At 61.2% G+C, this 15647-nt stretch carries 16 protein-coding genes; 7 read left to right on the forward strand and 9 right to left on the reverse strand.

The annotated features are described in order from the left end of the window. Position 1: 1 nt before the first annotated feature. Positions 2-553 (reverse strand): DJ-1 family glyoxalase III, encoded by a 552-nt coding sequence (locus tag ACYSTU_RS21260; RefSeq protein ID WP_341639235.1) that lies wholly within the window; start codon positions 551-553, stop codon positions 2-4. Positions 554-620: 67 nt separating this feature from the next. After that, a complete protein-coding gene (locus ACYSTU_RS21265; RefSeq protein ID WP_130900881.1) occupies positions 621-1067 on the reverse strand; it encodes a DUF4879 domain-containing protein in 447 nt (148 codons plus the stop codon). A 220-nt stretch (positions 1068-1287) separates the two neighbouring features. On the opposite strand from ACYSTU_RS21265, the gene ACYSTU_RS21270 reads away from it, so the two are divergent. Together ACYSTU_RS21270 and trmA are read left to right on the forward strand one after the other, a co-directional pair. Then, the gene (locus ACYSTU_RS21270; protein ID WP_016773083.1) at positions 1288-2583 is read left to right on the forward strand and encodes an NCS2 family permease; all 1296 of its coding nucleotides are present in this window, start codon (positions 1288-1290) and stop codon (positions 2581-2583) included. Further along, entirely contained in the window at positions 2580-3659 is a 1080-nt protein-coding gene (gene trmA, locus ACYSTU_RS21275) for a tRNA (uridine(54)-C5)-methyltransferase TrmA (RefSeq protein ID WP_123443299.1), read from the forward strand. The genes ACYSTU_RS21270 and trmA overlap by 4 nt, the downstream gene beginning before the upstream one ends. A gap of 53 nt (positions 3660-3712) precedes the next feature. On the opposite strand, the gene ACYSTU_RS21280 is transcribed toward trmA, so the two are convergent. Then, on the reverse strand, positions 3713-4159 hold the full coding sequence (locus ACYSTU_RS21280) for a DUF2442 domain-containing protein (protein ID WP_499001441.1): 447 nt from the start codon (positions 4157-4159) through the stop codon (positions 3713-3715). A gap of 293 nt (positions 4160-4452) precedes the next feature. On the opposite strand from ACYSTU_RS21280, the gene aroQ reads away from it, so the two are divergent. Then, a complete protein-coding gene (aroQ, locus tag ACYSTU_RS21285; RefSeq protein ID WP_016773081.1) occupies positions 4453-4893 on the forward strand; it encodes a type II 3-dehydroquinate dehydratase in 441 nt (146 codons plus the stop codon). Between the two features lie 5 nt (positions 4894-4898). Further along, positions 4899-5753, forward strand: coding sequence for a shikimate dehydrogenase (locus ACYSTU_RS21290; protein ID WP_122693068.1), 855 nt, complete (start codon positions 4899-4901; stop codon positions 5751-5753). 32 nt (positions 5754-5785) lie between these two features. On the opposite strand, the gene ACYSTU_RS21295 is transcribed toward ACYSTU_RS21290, so the two are convergent. Both ACYSTU_RS21295 and quiC read right to left on the reverse strand, forming a co-directional pair. Then, complete coding sequence (locus tag ACYSTU_RS21295; RefSeq protein WP_499001443.1) at positions 5786-6463, reverse strand: TetR/AcrR family transcriptional regulator; 678 nt, start codon at positions 6461-6463, stop codon at positions 5786-5788. A gap of 101 nt (positions 6464-6564) precedes the next feature. Beyond that, positions 6565-8466: a 3-dehydroshikimate dehydratase QuiC gene (quiC, locus tag ACYSTU_RS21300; protein ID WP_499001446.1), complete on the reverse strand. Its 1902-nt coding sequence runs from the start codon at positions 8464-8466 to the stop codon at positions 6565-6567. Positions 8467-8740: 274 nt separating this feature from the next. Between quiC and ACYSTU_RS21305 the strand changes: the two genes are divergently transcribed. Beyond that, on the forward strand, positions 8741-10075 hold the full coding sequence (locus ACYSTU_RS21305) for an MFS transporter (RefSeq protein ID WP_041477757.1): 1335 nt from the start codon (positions 8741-8743) through the stop codon (positions 10073-10075). A gap of 131 nt (positions 10076-10206) precedes the next feature. On the opposite strand, the gene ACYSTU_RS21310 is transcribed toward ACYSTU_RS21305, so the two are convergent. Further along, positions 10207-11085 carry a DMT family transporter gene (locus ACYSTU_RS21310; RefSeq protein WP_016773077.1) on the reverse strand — a complete coding sequence of 293 codons (879 nt, stop codon included), beginning with the start codon at positions 11083-11085 and terminating at the stop codon, positions 10207-10209. 391 nt (positions 11086-11476) lie between these two features. Between ACYSTU_RS21310 and ypfJ the strand changes: the two genes are divergently transcribed. Together ypfJ and ACYSTU_RS21320 are read left to right on the forward strand one after the other, a co-directional pair. Further along, complete coding sequence (gene ypfJ / locus ACYSTU_RS21315) at positions 11477-12361, forward strand: KPN_02809 family neutral zinc metallopeptidase (protein ID WP_016773076.1); 885 nt, start codon at positions 11477-11479, stop codon at positions 12359-12361. Further along, positions 12362-13315: an alpha/beta fold hydrolase gene (locus ACYSTU_RS21320; protein WP_130887736.1), complete on the forward strand. Its 954-nt coding sequence runs from the start codon at positions 12362-12364 to the stop codon at positions 13313-13315. A gap of 142 nt (positions 13316-13457) precedes the next feature. On the opposite strand, the gene ACYSTU_RS21325 is transcribed toward ACYSTU_RS21320, so the two are convergent. The 3 genes from ACYSTU_RS21325 to ACYSTU_RS21335 all read right to left on the reverse strand — a co-directional run bounded on the left by ACYSTU_RS21325 (position 13458) and on the right by ACYSTU_RS21335 (position 15598). Continuing rightward, on the reverse strand, positions 13458-14051 hold the full coding sequence (locus ACYSTU_RS21325; protein ID WP_499001452.1) for an HAD family hydrolase: 594 nt from the start codon (positions 14049-14051) through the stop codon (positions 13458-13460). After that, positions 14048-14917: an acyl-CoA thioesterase II gene (gene tesB / locus ACYSTU_RS21330; RefSeq protein ID WP_016773073.1), complete on the reverse strand. Its 870-nt coding sequence runs from the start codon at positions 14915-14917 to the stop codon at positions 14048-14050. The genes ACYSTU_RS21325 and tesB overlap by 4 nt, the downstream gene beginning before the upstream one ends. A gap of 111 nt (positions 14918-15028) precedes the next feature. Further along, positions 15029-15598 (reverse strand): GNAT family N-acetyltransferase, encoded by a 570-nt coding sequence (locus tag ACYSTU_RS21335; protein WP_110603105.1) that lies wholly within the window; start codon positions 15596-15598, stop codon positions 15029-15031. Positions 15599-15647: the final 49 nt, after the last annotated feature.

Consider the following 15647-nt stretch of genomic DNA (forward strand, 5'->3'; position numbering starts at 1 on the left):
GTCAGGCCATCAACTCCCCCGCCACCCTCGCCCGCAACGCCTTGCCGCCAAGCTGCTCAACCAGGGTTAGGGCAAATTCCAGCGCCGCGCCCGAGCCTTGGGCGGTGATGCAGTTGCCGTCGACCACCACCGGTTGATCAACAAACGTACAGCCGGACAACTGATGGCTGGCGCCGGGCAGGCAGGTCATGCGTCGCTGGCGCAGCACGCCTGATACCTGGAGGGCGGTGGCTGGGGCTTCGCCGATGGCGGCGAACAGGCGGCCGGCGCTGGCTTGGTCCTTGAGCAACTGCTGCAAGGGCTGATGCGCCGCCAGATGAAGGGAACCGACGACACCGCCCGGCAGGACAATCAGGTCAAAAGTCTGTGCCAGTACATCGACGAGCATGCCGTCGGCGGTCAGCCGGGTGCCGCGTGCGCAGGTCAGCATGCGCCGGCCTTCGATGCTGGCGGCGACCACTTCGATGCCGGCGCGGCGCAGCACGTCGATCAAGGTCACGCTTTGCAAATCGTCGATGCCTTCGGCGAGGGCAATCAGGGCTCTGGAAGTCATGGGCGCTTTCCGCTGGGTAGTCAGTCAAGCGTAGTCAGCTTTGTCCCACCTTGTTCGCAGACAGCCGTTACTTGATGTAAAGCTGAGTCGAAAGCGTGTTGCGCGGAGCGTTGATCGAGGTGTTGCTGAAGTTGAAGGTGCCTTGCTGTTTGCCGGCCAGATCGAAGGTATAAAGAGAACCGACGGTTTTGCTGCCAGGGGTGCATTCAGTGAGATTGCCATTATCGAAGGCGCACACCGGACCTCGGGTGCCGTTGACCTCGAAGCCATCCAAAGTCACGTGTGGCTGGTTCTGGCCATAGCCGACTTCCAGCACATAGACTTTGATATTCGGCCCGCTGTGATTGCATTGGGTTTGCGGCTGGTTATCGGCAATATCTTCCAGGCCGCAGGACGATGACTGCACTTTGATCACCTTCACCTCGGTCAACGGCGGCGCCGATGCCGCGAACGCTGGAGCTGTCAGCAGCAGTGCTGCAATCCATCCGAAAATCCTGATCCCGCCGTTGCGCATGCCTGCCCACTCCAAAAAATCAGCGCGCAGTATGGCGCAGTTGTCGGCTGCGCAAAACTTCGCCGACGATCGACACCAACATCCGCCAAATTCCTCACGCGGCTGGTATGATGCGCGGCTTTTTCCGACCCACGACAATTTCCCAGGCGCTTGCGACGGTCTGTGCTTTGCTGTTGAGGTCGATACATTCACGGCGCCACGCGCGCCACGGGGAGCAGACATGCTGGAAAGGCTGTTTCAACTCAAGGCACACAACACCAACGTGCGCACCGAAATTCTTGCGGGCGTCACGACTTTCCTGGCCATGGCTTACATTCTGTTCGTCAACCCGAGCATCCTCGGCGAGACCGGCATGGACAAGGGCGCAATTTTCGTCGCCACCTGTCTGGCGGCCGCCATCGGCTCGACCGTGATGGGCCTGATCGCCAACTACCCGATCGCCCTCGCTCCGGGCATGGGCCTGAACGCCTTCTTTACCTACACCGTGGTGCTGCACATGGGCCACACCTGGCAGGTGGCGCTGGGTGCGGTGTTCATTTCCGCCGTGCTGTTTTTCCTGCTGTCGATCTTCCGCATCCGCGAATGGATCATCAACGCCATTCCGCTGCCACTGCGCTCGGCGATTGCCGCCGGTATCGGCCTGTTCCTGGCGCTGATCGCCCTGCACAACGCCGGTATCGTGGTCAGCAACCCGGCGACCATGGTCGGCCTCGGCGATCTGACCAAACCGGCGCCGATTCTGGCCACCGTCGGCTTTGCCGTGATCGTCGCCCTCGAAGCACTGAAAGTGCGCGGCGCGGTGCTGATCGGCATTCTCGCCGTAACCATCGCCTCGATCGTACTGAACGTCACCGAGTTCGGCGGCATCATGTCAATGCCGCCGTCGCTGGCGCCAACCTTCCTGCAACTGGACATCAAAGGCGCACTGGACATCGGTCTGGTCAGCGTGATTTTCGCCTTCCTGTTCGTCGACCTGTTCGACAACTCCGGGACCCTGATCGGCGTCGCCAAGCGCGCCGGCCTGATGGGCAAGGACGGCCACATGCCGAAAATGGGCCGTGCGCTGATCGCCGACAGTACGGCGGCCATGGCCGGCTCGCTGCTGGGTACTTCGACCACGACCAGTTACATCGAATCCGCTGCCGGCGTCAGTGCCGGTGGCCGCACGGGCCTGACCGCCATCGTCGTGGCAATCCTGTTCCTGCTGGCGCTGTTCTTCTCGCCACTGGCGGCCAGCGTTCCGGCCTTCGCCACCGCGCCAGCGCTGCTGTTCGTCGCCGTGCTGATGACTTCGGGCCTGGCGGAAATAGACTGGGACGACATCACCGTGGCGGCGCCGGTTGTGGTCACCGCACTGGCCATGCCGTTCACCTATTCGATCGCCAACGGCATCGCCTTCGGCTTCATCGCCTGGACCGCCATCAAGCTGCTGTCCGGCCGTGCCCGTGAGCTGAACCCGGCTCTGGTGATTCTGTCGATTCTGTTTGTGATCAAGTTGGGTTGGTTCAACGCATGAGTTTCGATTCCCAAGCCTACGCCGAACAACTCGAGGCCAAGGTCACGCGCTTGCGTGATCTGCTGGCATCGTTCGATGCACCCGAGCCGACGGTGTTTGACTCGCCTCTGCAGAACTTCCGCCTGCGCGCCGAATTCCGCCTGTGGCGCGAGGGCGGCGAGCGGCATTACGCGATGTTCTCTCAGGACGACAAGCGCACGCCGATACTCATCGAAGAATTCCCGATTGCCAGCCTGCGCATCAACCAGTTGATGCCGCAGTTGAAGGCCGCGTGGCAAGCCAGTTCGGCGCTGAGCCACAAGCTGTTCCAGGTCGAATTTCTGACCACGCTGGCCGGCGACGCGATGATCACCCTGTGCTATCACCGTCCGCTGGACGAGCACTGGCATGCGGCAGCCACTCAGTTGTCGGCGGATCTGGGCGTGAGCATCATCGGCCGCTCCAAAGGCAAGCGCGAAGTGCTCGGTCAGGACTATGTCGTCGAGAAACTCGAAGTCGGCGGCCGCACCTTCAGCTATCGCCAGCCCGAAGGCGCGTTCACCCAACCCAACGGCACGGTGAACCAGAAGATGCTCAATTGGGCATACGAAGCCTTGGGCGATCGCAGCGACGATCTGCTCGAGCTGTACTGCGGCAACGGTAACTTCACCCTGCCGCTGGCAACTCGCGTGCGCAAAGTGCTCGCTACCGAAATCAGCAAGACTTCGGTCAACGCGGCCCTGAGCAATCTCAGCGAAAACGCTGTGGATAACGTCACGCTGGTGCGCTTGTCCGCCGAGGAACTGACCGAAGCGCTCAACGAAGTGCGCCCGTTCCGTCGCCTGCACGGCATCGATCTGAAGAGCTACGAATTCGGCAGCGTCTTCGTCGACCCACCACGCGCCGGCATGGACCCGGACACCTGCGAACTGACCCGGCGCTTCGACAATATCCTCTACATCTCTTGCAACCCGGACACCCTGGCGGCCAACATCGCCCAGTTGCATGACACCCACCGCATTACCAAGTGCGCGATGTTTGACCAGTTCCCGTGGACCCATCACATGGAATCCGGTGTGCTGCTGACCCGGCGTTGATTCCTGTAGCTGATACGGAAAAGCCGTCGTGATTGACGGCTTTTTTTTGGGTGCTATGGCGCGATATCAGTTTTGCGTGGACGCCCGCCTTTTTTGCCATTGGCTCGCGCTGCCGCAGATTTCGCAGCGCTGCTTTGACGCCCGTTGCGCGAGGCGACGACCGACGCGGCCATCCGCATAAGCGGCGGGCTCGCTGAAATCATGCCGGCAATGGAAATATCCAGATCCTTGCCCTCATGGCACAGCGCAGTGCCGGCGAAGCCGATCGTCAGGCTTGCATAATCGGCCGCTTCAAACCCCGCGAATTCGGGATACAGCTTCACCGGAAGCAACACACCGCTGCCGTCCTCGAAACGAATGACCAAAGAGGATTCTTCGAAGCTCACTGACACGGCCTGCAAACTATTGGCCTGTCGTGCTTCGCCAAGTGTGATGGCGGCATTGAGCATCTCTTCCGTCAGGGGGCGATGCACCGACGGTTTTGCCTTGATGACTTTCATAATTCGATCTCAACTCCTTCCAACTTGCCGATCAAGGACAGCAGCACCTTGTCTTCGTCGGGGTCATAGCGCGCCGAAGGCTAGCGTGGTCATCCGTTCCGGAACAGCGGCAGGAGCAGAAAAAGAGTAAGCAAAGTTCTCACGGCTCGCCTGATTGCGCGCCTGTGCGATCACCGAACACAAAACGCCTTGGTCATTTCTCGGCAATTGACCGATGTAACCATCTAGTACATTTTATCTCCACAGGCCGGAACCTCTCGGCCGATGCCAAAAACAAGAAGTGGAGTTACCCCATGTCCCCTACCGTTCTGGTGCTTAACGGCCCGAACCTGAACCTGCTCGGCACCCGCGAGCCGGCGACTTATGGTCATGAAACCCTGGCGGATATTTCCGCGCTGTGTGGTCGCGCGGCTGACGAGTTCGGTCTGACCGTGGAATTTCGCCAGACCAATCATGAAGGCGAGTTACTCGACTGGATTCACGCCGCGCGCGGTCGTTGTGCCGGGATCGTGATCAATCCGGCGGCGTGGACGCATACGTCCGTGGCGATTCGCGATGCGCTGGTCGCGAGTGAATTGCCGGTGATCGAGGTGCACCTGTCCAATGTCCACGCCCGTGAGCCGTTTCGTCATCATTCATTTGTTTCCGGCATTGCCACGGCGGTGATGTGCGGGTTCGGCAGCCATGGCTATCGCCTGGCGCTGGAGCATTTCAGCCAGCGGTTGCAGAGGTAAGAACCATGTCGCGTTCCAAGGTGATACTCGCCGGGCTGATCGGCGCCGGGATTCAGGCTTCACGCACGCCGGCACTGCACGAGCACGAAGGTGATGCGCAGGGCCTGCGGTATCTGTACCAGCTCATCGACCTCGATCAATTGCGCCTCGACAGCACGGCTCTGCCCGACTTGCTGCAAGCGGCGGAGCGGATGAATTACACCGGACTGAACATCACTTTCCCGTGCAAACAGGCCGTCATCCCGCTGCTCGACGAATTGTCCCCGGAAGCACGCGGTATCGGCGCGGTCAACACCGTGGTGCTGAAGGACGGCAAGCGTGTCGGCCACAACACCGATTGCCTCGGTTTCGCCGAGGGTTTTCGCCGGGGTCTGACAGACGCTGCCCGAGAACGTGTAGTCCAGATGGGCGCCGGTGGCGCTGGCGCGGCAGTGGCCCACGCGCTGCTCAGCGAAGGCGTACGGCAATTGACGATTTTTGATGTCGACCGCGAGCGTGCCGAGAGCCTGGCAAACAATCTGAATCAACATTTCGGCCCCAGTCGCGCACAGGCCGGAGCGGATTTGCCCAGGGCGCTGGCGCAGGCCGATGGTCTGGTCAACACCACGCCGATGGGCATGGCCAAGCTGCCGGGCTCTCCGGTGCCGGCCGGGTTGCTGCGCAAGGCAATGTGGGTCGCGGAGATTGTGTATTTCCCGCTGGAAACCGAACTGCTGCGCGACGCACGCGCCTTGGGTTGCCGCACGCTGGATGGCGGCAACATGGCGGTGTTTCAGGCGGTGAAGGCGTTTGAACTGTTCAGCGGCGTGGTGCCGGATGCGCAGCGCATGCTCGAGCATTTTCAGAGCATGAATGGCTGAACAACAGGCTCGCTCCCACAGGGAAGATCGATTCAGGCCTTCAGGTAGCGCAACACCGATTCGCAGATCATCTCGCGGTGGCGCTGCTTGATGGTTTCGTCCGGCAGGTCGATCTGGAAGATTTCTCCCAGCGTGTGGCGGTTCGACACGCGATAGAAGCAGAACGAACTGATCAGCAGATGCGCGTCCAGCGCATCGATGCCACGCCGGAACAAACCCTCGTCCGCGCCTCGTTGCAAAATCCCGCCCAAGGTATCGAGGATCGTGTTGTTCAGCGCCTTGATCGCATCGGAACGCTTTACGTACTCGGCGTTGTGGATGTTTTCGATGCTGACAATGCGCACGAAATCGACGTTGTGGTCATGGTGATCGAAGGTGAACTCCACCAACCGACGGATCGCCAGCTCGGGCGGCAGTTCGTCCAGGTGCAGGCGGTTTTCCGTGCTGCGGATATCGCCGTAAAGCTTCTCCAGCACCTCGACGTACAACTGCTCCTTGCTGCCGAAGTAGTAATAGATCATGCGCTTGGAGGTGTGGATGCGCTCGGCGATCGCGTCGACGCGGGCGCCGGACAAGCCCTGCTGGACGAACTCGACGATCGCCTCCTGCAGAATGTTCTCGCGGGTCTTTTCCGGATTGTTCTTGCGACTCTTGCGCGGCACTGCCTCTGACTCGACAGCAGCGGCGGAAAGTTCTGAATTCATGGTCATCGCGGGCTCACGGCCATCACTGCACAAGCGGCGATTATGGGCCGCGCGGGACAGTGAAGGAAGCCGCGCAGCCGGTGTTTGATCCCGCGTTTACGAATTCCCTACAACTTCGCCTGACGCACCGCACCACTGCGGGATTTGGCCATCGCCGCCAGCCGCACCGCGACGTTGGCCGCGCCGTAGCCGGCATAGCCATTCTTGCGCTGGATGATCTCGAAGAAGAACCGCCCCTCGAACGGCTCGGTGTAGACATGAAACAACTCGCCGCCCTGGGCATCACGGTCGTAGAGCACGTTGTAATAGGCCAGTTCGCTGAGGAATTCATCGTCGAAATCGAAACGCGCCGCAAGGTCGTCGTAGTAATTCAGTGGGATGTCCAGCAGCGGCACGCCGGCCTCTTTGGCGCGACTGACCTGGGCGAAGATGTCGTCACAATCGAAGGCGATGTGGTGCACACCGGAACCGCGATAACTCGATAGCGCATGCGAAATGGCAGTGTTGCGGTTCTCGGAGATGTTCAGCGGCAGCCGGATCGAGCTGTCGCGACTGCGCAGTGCGCGGCTCTTCACCAGACCGTACGGATCGGGCAAGACCACCTCATCGTCGGCTTCGAAATCCAGCAGGCTTTTGTAAAACAGCACCCAACTGTCGAGGCTGTCGGCAGGCAGGGCCATGGCCATGTGATCGATACGCTTGAGGCCGCCGCCGGTCTGCGCGTCCGGCAACAGATTGAAATCGGTGCCGTACACGTCGGCGTCCGCATCGACCAGATAAATCAGGCTGCCGTCCGGTGCGCGCACCGCCGCCAGCTCCAGTTCATTCGGCCCGACCAGCCCGCGATAGGGCTGCCCCTTGTAAGCGACCGCCCGTGCCAGCGCACTGGCGCTGTCCTTGACCCGCACCGCCGTGGCGCACAGCGACGGGCCGTGGGCTTCGAAAAAGCTGTGGGCGAACGAATACGGCTCCGAGTTGAGGATCAGGTTGATATCGCCCTGACGCAGCAGGCTGACACTCTTGGAGCGATGCTGCCCGGCCTTGGCAAAACCGAGGCGTTGCAGCCAGTGACTGAGCTTCGCGCCCAGCGCTTCGTCGACGGCAAACTCGAGAAATTCAACGCCGTTGTATTGGCTGGCCGGCGGCGTTTCGAAAAGAATTTCACGGTTGGCCACCGGCGGCGCTTCCTGCTCGAGACGCTGACGGGTCTTCTCTTCCAGATACAGCAGCGAGCGCAAGCCGTCGGCGGCGTTGGCTCGCGGGGGCGCGGCGCGGAAGCCGTCGTTGAAGATTTCCAGCGACAACGGTCCGGTATAACCACTCTTGATGATCGGCGCGAGGAAACCCGGCAGATCGAATTCGCCCTGCCCCGGGAAACAGCGGAAATGCCGGCTCCACTCCAGCACGTCCATGGCCAGGATCGGCGCGTCGGCCATTTGCACGAAGAAGATCTTCTCGCCGGGAATGTCGGCGATCGCGCTGGGATCGCCCTTCAGCGACAGGGTGTGAAAGCTGTCGAGCAGCACGCCAAGGTTGGGGTGATCAGCCTGACGAACGATGTCCCAGACCTGTTGATAAGTATTGACGTGACGGCCCCACGCCAGCGCTTCGTAACCGATGCGCAAGCCACGGGCGCCGGCGCGTTCGGCCAGCAGGCGCAAGTCATCGACGAGGATTTGTTGATCGCCGACACTGTCCGGCGAGGCGTTGCTGCAGACCAGCACCAGGTCGGTGCCAAGTTCCTGCATCAGATCGAACTTGCGCTCGGCACGCTCGAGGTTGCGCGCCAGGCGATCGCGGCGGCAGCCTTCGAAGTCACGGAACGGCTGGAACAGGGTGATGGCGATCCCCAGATCGGCGCATATCTGTTTAATTTCCCGGGGGCTGCCGTCGTAGTACAGGAGGTCGTTTTCGAAAATCTCCACGCCGTCGAACCCGGCGGCGGCAATGGCTTCGAGTTTTTCCGGCAGGGTGCCGCTCAAGGAAACGGTGGCAATGGAACGCTGCATGTTTCAACTCCCGTTTGGAGACGGCGGCTGCGTGAGCCGCGCCGCTTTTATAGGATGAGCAAATTATTGGCTGCATCCCTGCGCGCAGCAATTTAAAGTGTACTACCCGGTTAGTTTTGCGTGCGATTATCGAACACTAAGGCGATTTGGCGAATTGACGATTTTTTGTTCACTGCCCAACATCGGTTGCACATCGAGTCCGGCCACTAACCACCGGGCAAGGTGTTCGACAGAAAAGAACACCAAATAACAAATCCAAAAACGGGTGGAACACATGATTCCTTCACAGACTTCCCGCATGGCTCCGGCCATGAGCACTGCCACGGGTGGCATAGGCGACAAGATCCGCGGCGCCATGGCTGTCGGCAAGACCCGCTGGGGCATGCTGGCGCTGGTGTTTTTCGCCACCACCCTCAACTACATCGACCGCGCCGCCCTCGGCGTCATGCAGCCGATCCTCGCCAAGGAAATGAGCTGGACGGCGATGGATTACGCCAACATCAACTTCTGGTTTCAGGTCGGCTACGCGATCGGTTTTGTCCTGCAGGGACGCCTGATCGACCGGGTCGGCGTCAAGCGCGTGTTCTTTTGCGCCGTGCTGCTCTGGAGCCTGGCGACCGGCGCCCATGGCCTGGCGACCTCGGCGGTCGGCTTCATGGTCTGCCGCTTTATCCTCGGCCTGACGGAAGCGGCCAACTACCCGGCCTGTGTGAAGACCACGCGCCTGTGGTTCCCGGCCGGTGAACGTGCAGTCGCTACCGGCATTTTCAACGCCGGCACCAACGTCGGCGCGATGTTCACGCCGATGCTGCTGCCACTGGTCCTGCATGTGTGGGGCTGGCAAGCCGCGTTTCTGTGCATGGCGGCACTGGGTGGCATCTGGCTGTTGTTCTGGGGCTTGAAGTACTTCAATCCGGAAGATCACCCAACGGTGAAACAGTCGGAGCTTGATTACATCCAGCAGCAAGTCGAACCGGAACAGGCGCGCGTGCCGTTCTCGAAGATCCTGCGCATGCGCGGCACCTGGGCCTTCGCCCTCGCCTACTCGCTGACCGCGCCGGTGTTCTGGTTCTATCTGTACTGGCTGCCGCCGTTTCTCAATCAGCAATACAACCTCGGCATCAACGTGACGCAGATGGGTATTCCACTGATCATCATTTATGTCACGGCTGACTTCGGCAGTGTCGGCGGCGGGATTCTGTCCTCGTTCCTGATCGGTCGCGGGATGAACTCGATCAAGGCGCGGCTGCTGTCGATGTTGCTGTTTGCCTGCTGCATCATTGGCGTGGTGATGGCTGCCGGCTCGGCGAACCTGTGGGTGGCGGTGGCGGCGATCTCGCTGGCGATCGGCGCGCATCAGGCCTGGACGGCGAACATCTGGAGCCTGGTGATGGACTACACGCCCAAGCACATGATGAGCACGGTGTTCGGCTTCGGCGGCATGTGCGCGGCGATCGGCGGGATGTTCATGACCCAGATCGTCGGCCACATCCTCACCGTCACCAACAACAACTACACGGTGCTGTTCACGCTGATTCCGGCGATGTACTTCCTCGCACTGACGTGGATGTACTTCATGGCACCGCGCAAGATTCCGACCGTCGAATAACCTGCCTGCATACATCCCATTGTGGGAGCGAGCCTGCTCGCGAAGGCGTCACGTCAGCCGCTGAATATGGCGACTGACCCACCGCTTTCGCGAGCAGGCTCGCTCCCACAAGTTGTACCGGGATCCGCTCCTCAGCGCCGGCTCTGCTGCCACGCTGCCGCCAATCCGCTGCAACAGATCACCGCAATACCAATCACCGTCAACCCGCTCGGGGTGTGATTGAACAGCAGCCAGCCCAACAACCCGGCAAAGACGATCTGGCAATAGCCGAACGGCGCCAGCAAGGCTGGTGCGGCGTGACGGAAGGCCTGGGTCAGGAACAGATGCGCCGTCATCCCGCAACTGCCCAGCGCGAGCATCAGCGCGGCGTGAGTCCACGTCGGCACCTGCCAGAAGAACGGCACCAGCGCGCTCATCACCAGGGTATTGCACAGCCCGGCAAAGAAGTTGCTGGTGGTCGGGCTGTCCACTTCGGCGAGTTTGCGCGTCAGCAGTTGGTAGAAGCAGAAGAACAGCGCCGAACAGAACGGCAGCAGGATCGCCGGGGTAAACAGTTCGCCGCCCGGGTGGACGATGATCAGCACGCCGATGAAGCCGCAGATCACCGCGATCCACTGCCCGCGCGTCACCCGTTCCTTGAGCAACGGCACCGATAACGCCGTCACCAATACCGGCGCGAGAAAGTTGACCGCCGTGGCTTCGGCCAGCGGGATGTACAGCAACGCCGTGGTGAAAAACAGGCTGGTGCCGAGCAGGCACAGGGCACGGGCGAGCTGCCATAACGGTTTCTTGGTGCGCAGCACGCGCAAACCCGACTGCGGCAGGAAAATCCCCGCCATCAACAAGGTGTGCACCACATAGCGCGCCCACACCACCATCACGATCGGATAAAAACCGGAGAGGTATTTCGACAACGCGTCGTGGCTGGAAAACAGGAACGTCGCCACGACAATCAGCAGAATCCCCTTGAAGGGCTGGTTGACACCGGAGAGCGGGGTGCTGACGGTCATTGGCAATCTCTGAAAAAAATCCGGGCGAGCGTTCGCGCTGGCGGCAATCGTTGTGGCAATCATAGTCGGCTGAGCTTTCAGCAACCGCACAGGTTGCACTCTTCTTCGCCGGGAAACCGCCGTTGAGCAAAACCGTGACGCAAGATTCCCGCCACTTCGGCGCCCGGCCAGTGTGCAACATCACAGACTGCCGTCGAAACAGCGGGTTCATGAATTCGACGGAAGAAATTCCACTCGGGATTGAATTCACGGCCCGCTCGACCGTCAATACCAGGCCCGCACCATGTGGGCGCGTGTGCATGGACGGACGACCGGACTGGCGCCACACTCACACAGCGGCAACACTCATCACCAGCAGATTCATCACCGGCAATAGAAAGAGGATTCCCACATGCTATGGAAAAAAGGCCGACGCAGTGACAACGTCGTCGACGCCCGGGGTGATGATGCCGGCGGTGGCGGCGGCATGCGCTTCGGTGGCGGCAAGGGCCTGAGCCTGACCGCTATTGTGCTGATCGTCGGCATCGGCTGGCTCACCGGCCAGGACCCGATGCAGATTCTCGGCCAGTTGACCGGGCAGATGGAACAACCGGCGCCCACCTCGCAAACCCGTCAGGCACCGCCGGCCAACGATGAACAGGCTGAATTCGTCCGCTCTATCCTCGGCGACACCGAAGACACCTGGGGTCCGATCTTCCAGCAGGCCGGACGCCAATACAAAGACCCGACACTGGTGCTGTTCAGCAATCGGGTGAACTCCGCGTGCGGCATGGCCACTTCTGCCACCGGCCCGTTCTACTGCCCGGCCGACCAGAAGGTCTATCTGGACATGGCCTTCTTTCAGGAGATGTCGCAGCGCTTCAAAGCCGCTGGCGATTTCGCTCAGGCTTACGTGATTGCGCACGAAGTCGGCCACCATGTGCAGACGCTGCTGGGCGTCTCGGCGAAGATGCAGGCGGCGCGTCAGCAAGGCCGGCAGATGGAGGGCGACGGCGGCTTGCTGGTTCGCCAGGAATTGCAGGCCGACTGTCTCGCCGGCGTCTGGGCGTATAACGCGCAGAAACGCCTGAACTGGCTGGAACCGGGCGACATCGAGGAAGCCTTGAACGCCGCCAACGCCATCGGCGATGATCGCTTGCAGCAACAGGGTCAGGGCCGTGTGGTGCCGGACTCGTTTACCCACGGTACGTCAGCGCAAAGGGTGCGCTGGTTCAAAACCGGATTCGCGCAAGGCCAGGTAAGCCAGTGCGACACCTTCGCGGCGAAAACCCTGTAAATGCATAAATGGCTTGTGGCGTTACTGTTCATCGTCGGCACCGCGCAAGCGGCCGGCGTCGATGCGATCAGCCCCGGTCGCCTGCAACTCAAGGCCGGGGAAATGGCAGTGGGCATCGGCCCGGCACCGGAAAAGATCGAGCGGGTGCTGATCGTCATTCACGGTCGCCTGCGCAACGCCGAGACCTACCGCAAAAGCGCGGAAAGTGCCGCCGAACTCGCCGGGCAAACTGCGCACACGCTGGTGATCGCTCCGCAGTTTCTCAATGAAAGTGACGTCACCCTGTATTCCTTGCCGCCGACAGTGCTGCGCTGGCAGGGCAACGAGTGGATGGGCGGCGGCTTGTCCACCGGGCCGAATCCGCTGAGTTCCTACGCGGCGCTGGATGAAATCGTCGCGCGGGTCAGCGATCGCAAACAGTTTCCGGACGTGAAGCAGATCGTGATCTTCGGCCACTCTGGCGGGGGCCAGGTGGTGCAGCGTTACGCCCTGCTGGCCAAGGATCAGCCAGCGCTCAAGGCCAACGGCATTCGCTTGCGCTATGTGGTAGCCAATCCTTCTTCTTATGCGTACTTCAACGAGCAGCGGCCAGTGGCGTTCGATCACGCGCAATGTCCTGGTTTCAATCGCTGGAAGTACGGCCTGGCGGACATGCCGGTGTATGCCGGCGGGCAAACGCCGTTGCAGGTCGAGAGCGCTTACGTCAAACGTGAGGTGATTTATCTGCTCGGGCAGCAGGACGTCGATCCGGAACACCCGGCGCTGGACAAGAGCTGTGCGGCCGAGGCGCAAGGGGCTTACCGGTTGATGCGCGGAAAAATGTATTTCGGCTACTTACTGCGCCGGCATCCCGAGGGGGTCAATCAGCGGCTGGTGGAAGTGCCGGGAGTCGGGCATGACGGGGATGGCATGCTGACGTCGGCGGAGGGGCAGAAGGCGTTGTTTGATCAGTAGGTTTTTTTCTGAATCCACCGCCCCCTTCGCGAGCAAGCTCGCTCCCACATAGCTCTATGACATGCACAAAATATGTGTGCACTGAAGATCCAATGTGGGAGCGAGCTTGCTCGCGAAGGGGCCGGCTCAGGCGACGAAGATGTCAGGCAAACAGCATCCGCCGCAACTCAACACAATCCTTCGCATGCCAATCCGTCAACTCCGGCCACGGGTTATCCGGCAGATTCACCAACACCGTCCGCGCCCCCGCTGCTCGGCCGCAATCCAGATCAAAGCGGTAATCGCCGACCATCACCATGTTACTGGCCGGCACTTGCCAGGCTTCGGCCAGTTTCAGCAAACCGCCGGGATGCGGCTTCGGCGGTGCTTCGTCGCGACCCAGCACATCCTCGACCGCAAAGCAGTCGGCCAGGCCGATCGCCTCCAGCGTCACGTGCGCCAGCTCACGCGCATTGCGCGTGAGAATGCCGAGGCGATAACCGCGCGCATGCAGGTCGCGCACCAGCTCAACCGCGCCGGTGGCCGGGCTCGAGCCCAGCGCCAGATCGCGTTCGTGCTCGAGCAACCAGGCATGCTTGGCCGCTGCTTCATCCGCTGGCAATGCAGCGAGATGGGTGAGGATGTCGTCCTCTGGCGGAATCGCCAGCGCCACACGAATCGCCGCGAAATCATGCACGGCGACAGTCAGCGTGCCGTCCATATCGAACACCCAATGACGAACCTCGGTCAGGCTCATGCCCAGTCCTTGCGATGGCGGATCAGGCCTTCCTGAGTCACCGAAGCGACCAGTTGCCCGGCGCGGTTGAACACGCTGCCACGGGAAAAACCACGGGAGTTGCCGGCCCACGGGCTGTCCATCGCGTAGAGCAACCAGTCATCGGCGCGCAGGTCGTTGTGGAACCACAGCGCGTGATCGAGGCTGGCGACCTGCATGTCCTTCTGCCAGACCGACTTGCCGTGGGGCAGCATCGACGTGGTCAGCAGGCCGAAGTCCGAGGCGTAGGCCAGCAGGTATTTGTGCAGCGCAGGAATATCGGCGAGGGCGCCGTCGGCGCGAAACCACACATATTTGATCGGATCGGCCGGTTGCGGGTTGTACGGATCCTTTTCGGTGACCGGGCGTACTTCGATCGGTTTCGGGCACAGCAGTTTTTCACGCATGTGCTCGGGAATCAGATGCGCACGCTGCTGGATCAGTTCCAGCTCCGAGGGCAGGTTTTCCGGGCCGACCACCGCCGGCATCTGGCCCTGATGCTCGAAGCCTTTTTCGTCGTACTGGAACGAAGCGCTGCACGTGAAGATCGGGTGGCCCTTCTGGATCGCCGTCACGCGGCGGGTGCTGAAGCTGCCGCCATCACGCACGCGATCAACCGAATAGACCACCGGCAACTTGGCATCGCCCGGGCGCAGGAAATAACCGTGCAGCGAGTGCACATGGCGCGCCTCTTCCACCGTCTGACTGGCCGCCGACAGCGACTGGCCGAGCACCTGACCGCCGAACAACTGGCGGAACCCCAGATCCTGACTACGACCACGGAACAGGTTTTCTTCGATCGGTTCCAGGGTCAGCAGATCGACCAGATCTTCCAGCACTTGGCTCATTCAGACTCTCCTCACACAAAGCAATGGCCGCGCAGTCTTGGCTGCGGCGGACGATTCAGGTTCTGGCACGGGCCAAATACGATGGCGGCCATTGTAAACGTCCGTGTCGGCTTATTCATGCAAGGTTTGCAGCCATTGTTCGCGGCTGATGCGATACAGGACATGGCGGCGCAACGGGTGATCGAGCGCAAGCCTGGGGTGATCGAAATCATCCTGCGGATCGTGATGCATGCCGATCGCTTGCATGACCTTCTCCGACTGCGCATTCTGCCCGGCGGTAAACGAGACGATTTCCTCCAGCTTCAACTGGTCGAAACCCGCGCGCAGTGCGGTCCACGCCGCTTCGCTGGCGTAACCCAGGCCCCAGTGTTCCTTGGCCAGACGCCAGCCGATCTCCACCGCCGGGGTAAACGGCGCATCGAAACCGACCACGCCCAACCCGGTGAAACCGATGAACTCGCCCGTGTCTTTGCGCTCCAGCGCCCACAGGCCAAAGCCATGCTCGGCAAAATGCCCGCGCACGCGACCGATCAGCGCGGCACTTTCGAGCCGGGTCAACGGCGCTGGAAAGTAGCGCATCACCTGTGGATCGGCGCACATCGCGGCGAATGCCGGCAAATCCTCGTCCTGCCACTGACGCATCAACAAACGCGCGCTTTGCAGCTCCAGTATCGGCTCCATCGTCCCCTCCATTTCCATGCCGTTGAGTCTACATCGCTGGTAGGATCGT

It is taken from the genome of Pseudomonas glycinis (assembly GCF_054871425.1).

Bases quoted from the DNA above. Each gene is read 5' to 3' on its own strand.
- ACYSTU_RS21260 (WP_341639235.1), bottom strand. From the start codon at position 553: ATGACTTCCAGAGCCCTGATTGCCCTCGCCGAAGGCATCGACGATTTG.
- ACYSTU_RS21265 (WP_130900881.1), bottom strand. From the start codon at position 1,067: ATGCGCAACGGCGGGATCAGGATTTTCGGATGGATTGCAGCACTGCTG.
- ACYSTU_RS21270 (WP_016773083.1), top strand. From the start codon at position 1,288: ATGCTGGAAAGGCTGTTTCAACTCAAGGCACACAACACCAACGTGCGC.
- trmA (WP_123443299.1), top strand. From the start codon at position 2,580: ATGAGTTTCGATTCCCAAGCCTACGCCGAACAACTCGAGGCCAAGGTC.
- ACYSTU_RS21280 (WP_499001441.1), bottom strand. From the start codon at position 4,159: ATGAAAGTCATCAAGGCAAAACCGTCGGTGCATCGCCCCCTGACGGAA.
- aroQ (WP_016773081.1), top strand. From the start codon at position 4,453: ATGTCCCCTACCGTTCTGGTGCTTAACGGCCCGAACCTGAACCTGCTC.
- ACYSTU_RS21290 (WP_122693068.1), top strand. From the start codon at position 4,899: ATGTCGCGTTCCAAGGTGATACTCGCCGGGCTGATCGGCGCCGGGATT.
- ACYSTU_RS21295 (WP_499001443.1), bottom strand. From the start codon at position 6,463: ATGACCATGAATTCAGAACTTTCCGCCGCTGCTGTCGAGTCAGAGGCA.
- quiC (WP_499001446.1), bottom strand. From the start codon at position 8,466: ATGCAGCGTTCCATTGCCACCGTTTCCTTGAGCGGCACCCTGCCGGAA.
- ACYSTU_RS21305 (WP_041477757.1), top strand. From the start codon at position 8,741: ATGATTCCTTCACAGACTTCCCGCATGGCTCCGGCCATGAGCACTGCC.
- ACYSTU_RS21310 (WP_016773077.1), bottom strand. From the start codon at position 11,085: ATGACCGTCAGCACCCCGCTCTCCGGTGTCAACCAGCCCTTCAAGGGG.
- ypfJ (WP_016773076.1), top strand. From the start codon at position 11,477: ATGCTATGGAAAAAAGGCCGACGCAGTGACAACGTCGTCGACGCCCGG.
- ACYSTU_RS21320 (WP_130887736.1), top strand. From the start codon at position 12,362: ATGCATAAATGGCTTGTGGCGTTACTGTTCATCGTCGGCACCGCGCAA.
- ACYSTU_RS21325 (WP_499001452.1), bottom strand. From the start codon at position 14,051: ATGAGCCTGACCGAGGTTCGTCATTGGGTGTTCGATATGGACGGCACG.
- tesB (WP_016773073.1), bottom strand. From the start codon at position 14,917: ATGAGCCAAGTGCTGGAAGATCTGGTCGATCTGCTGACCCTGGAACCG.
- ACYSTU_RS21335 (WP_110603105.1), bottom strand. From the start codon at position 15,598: ATGGAGCCGATACTGGAGCTGCAAAGCGCGCGTTTGTTGATGCGTCAG.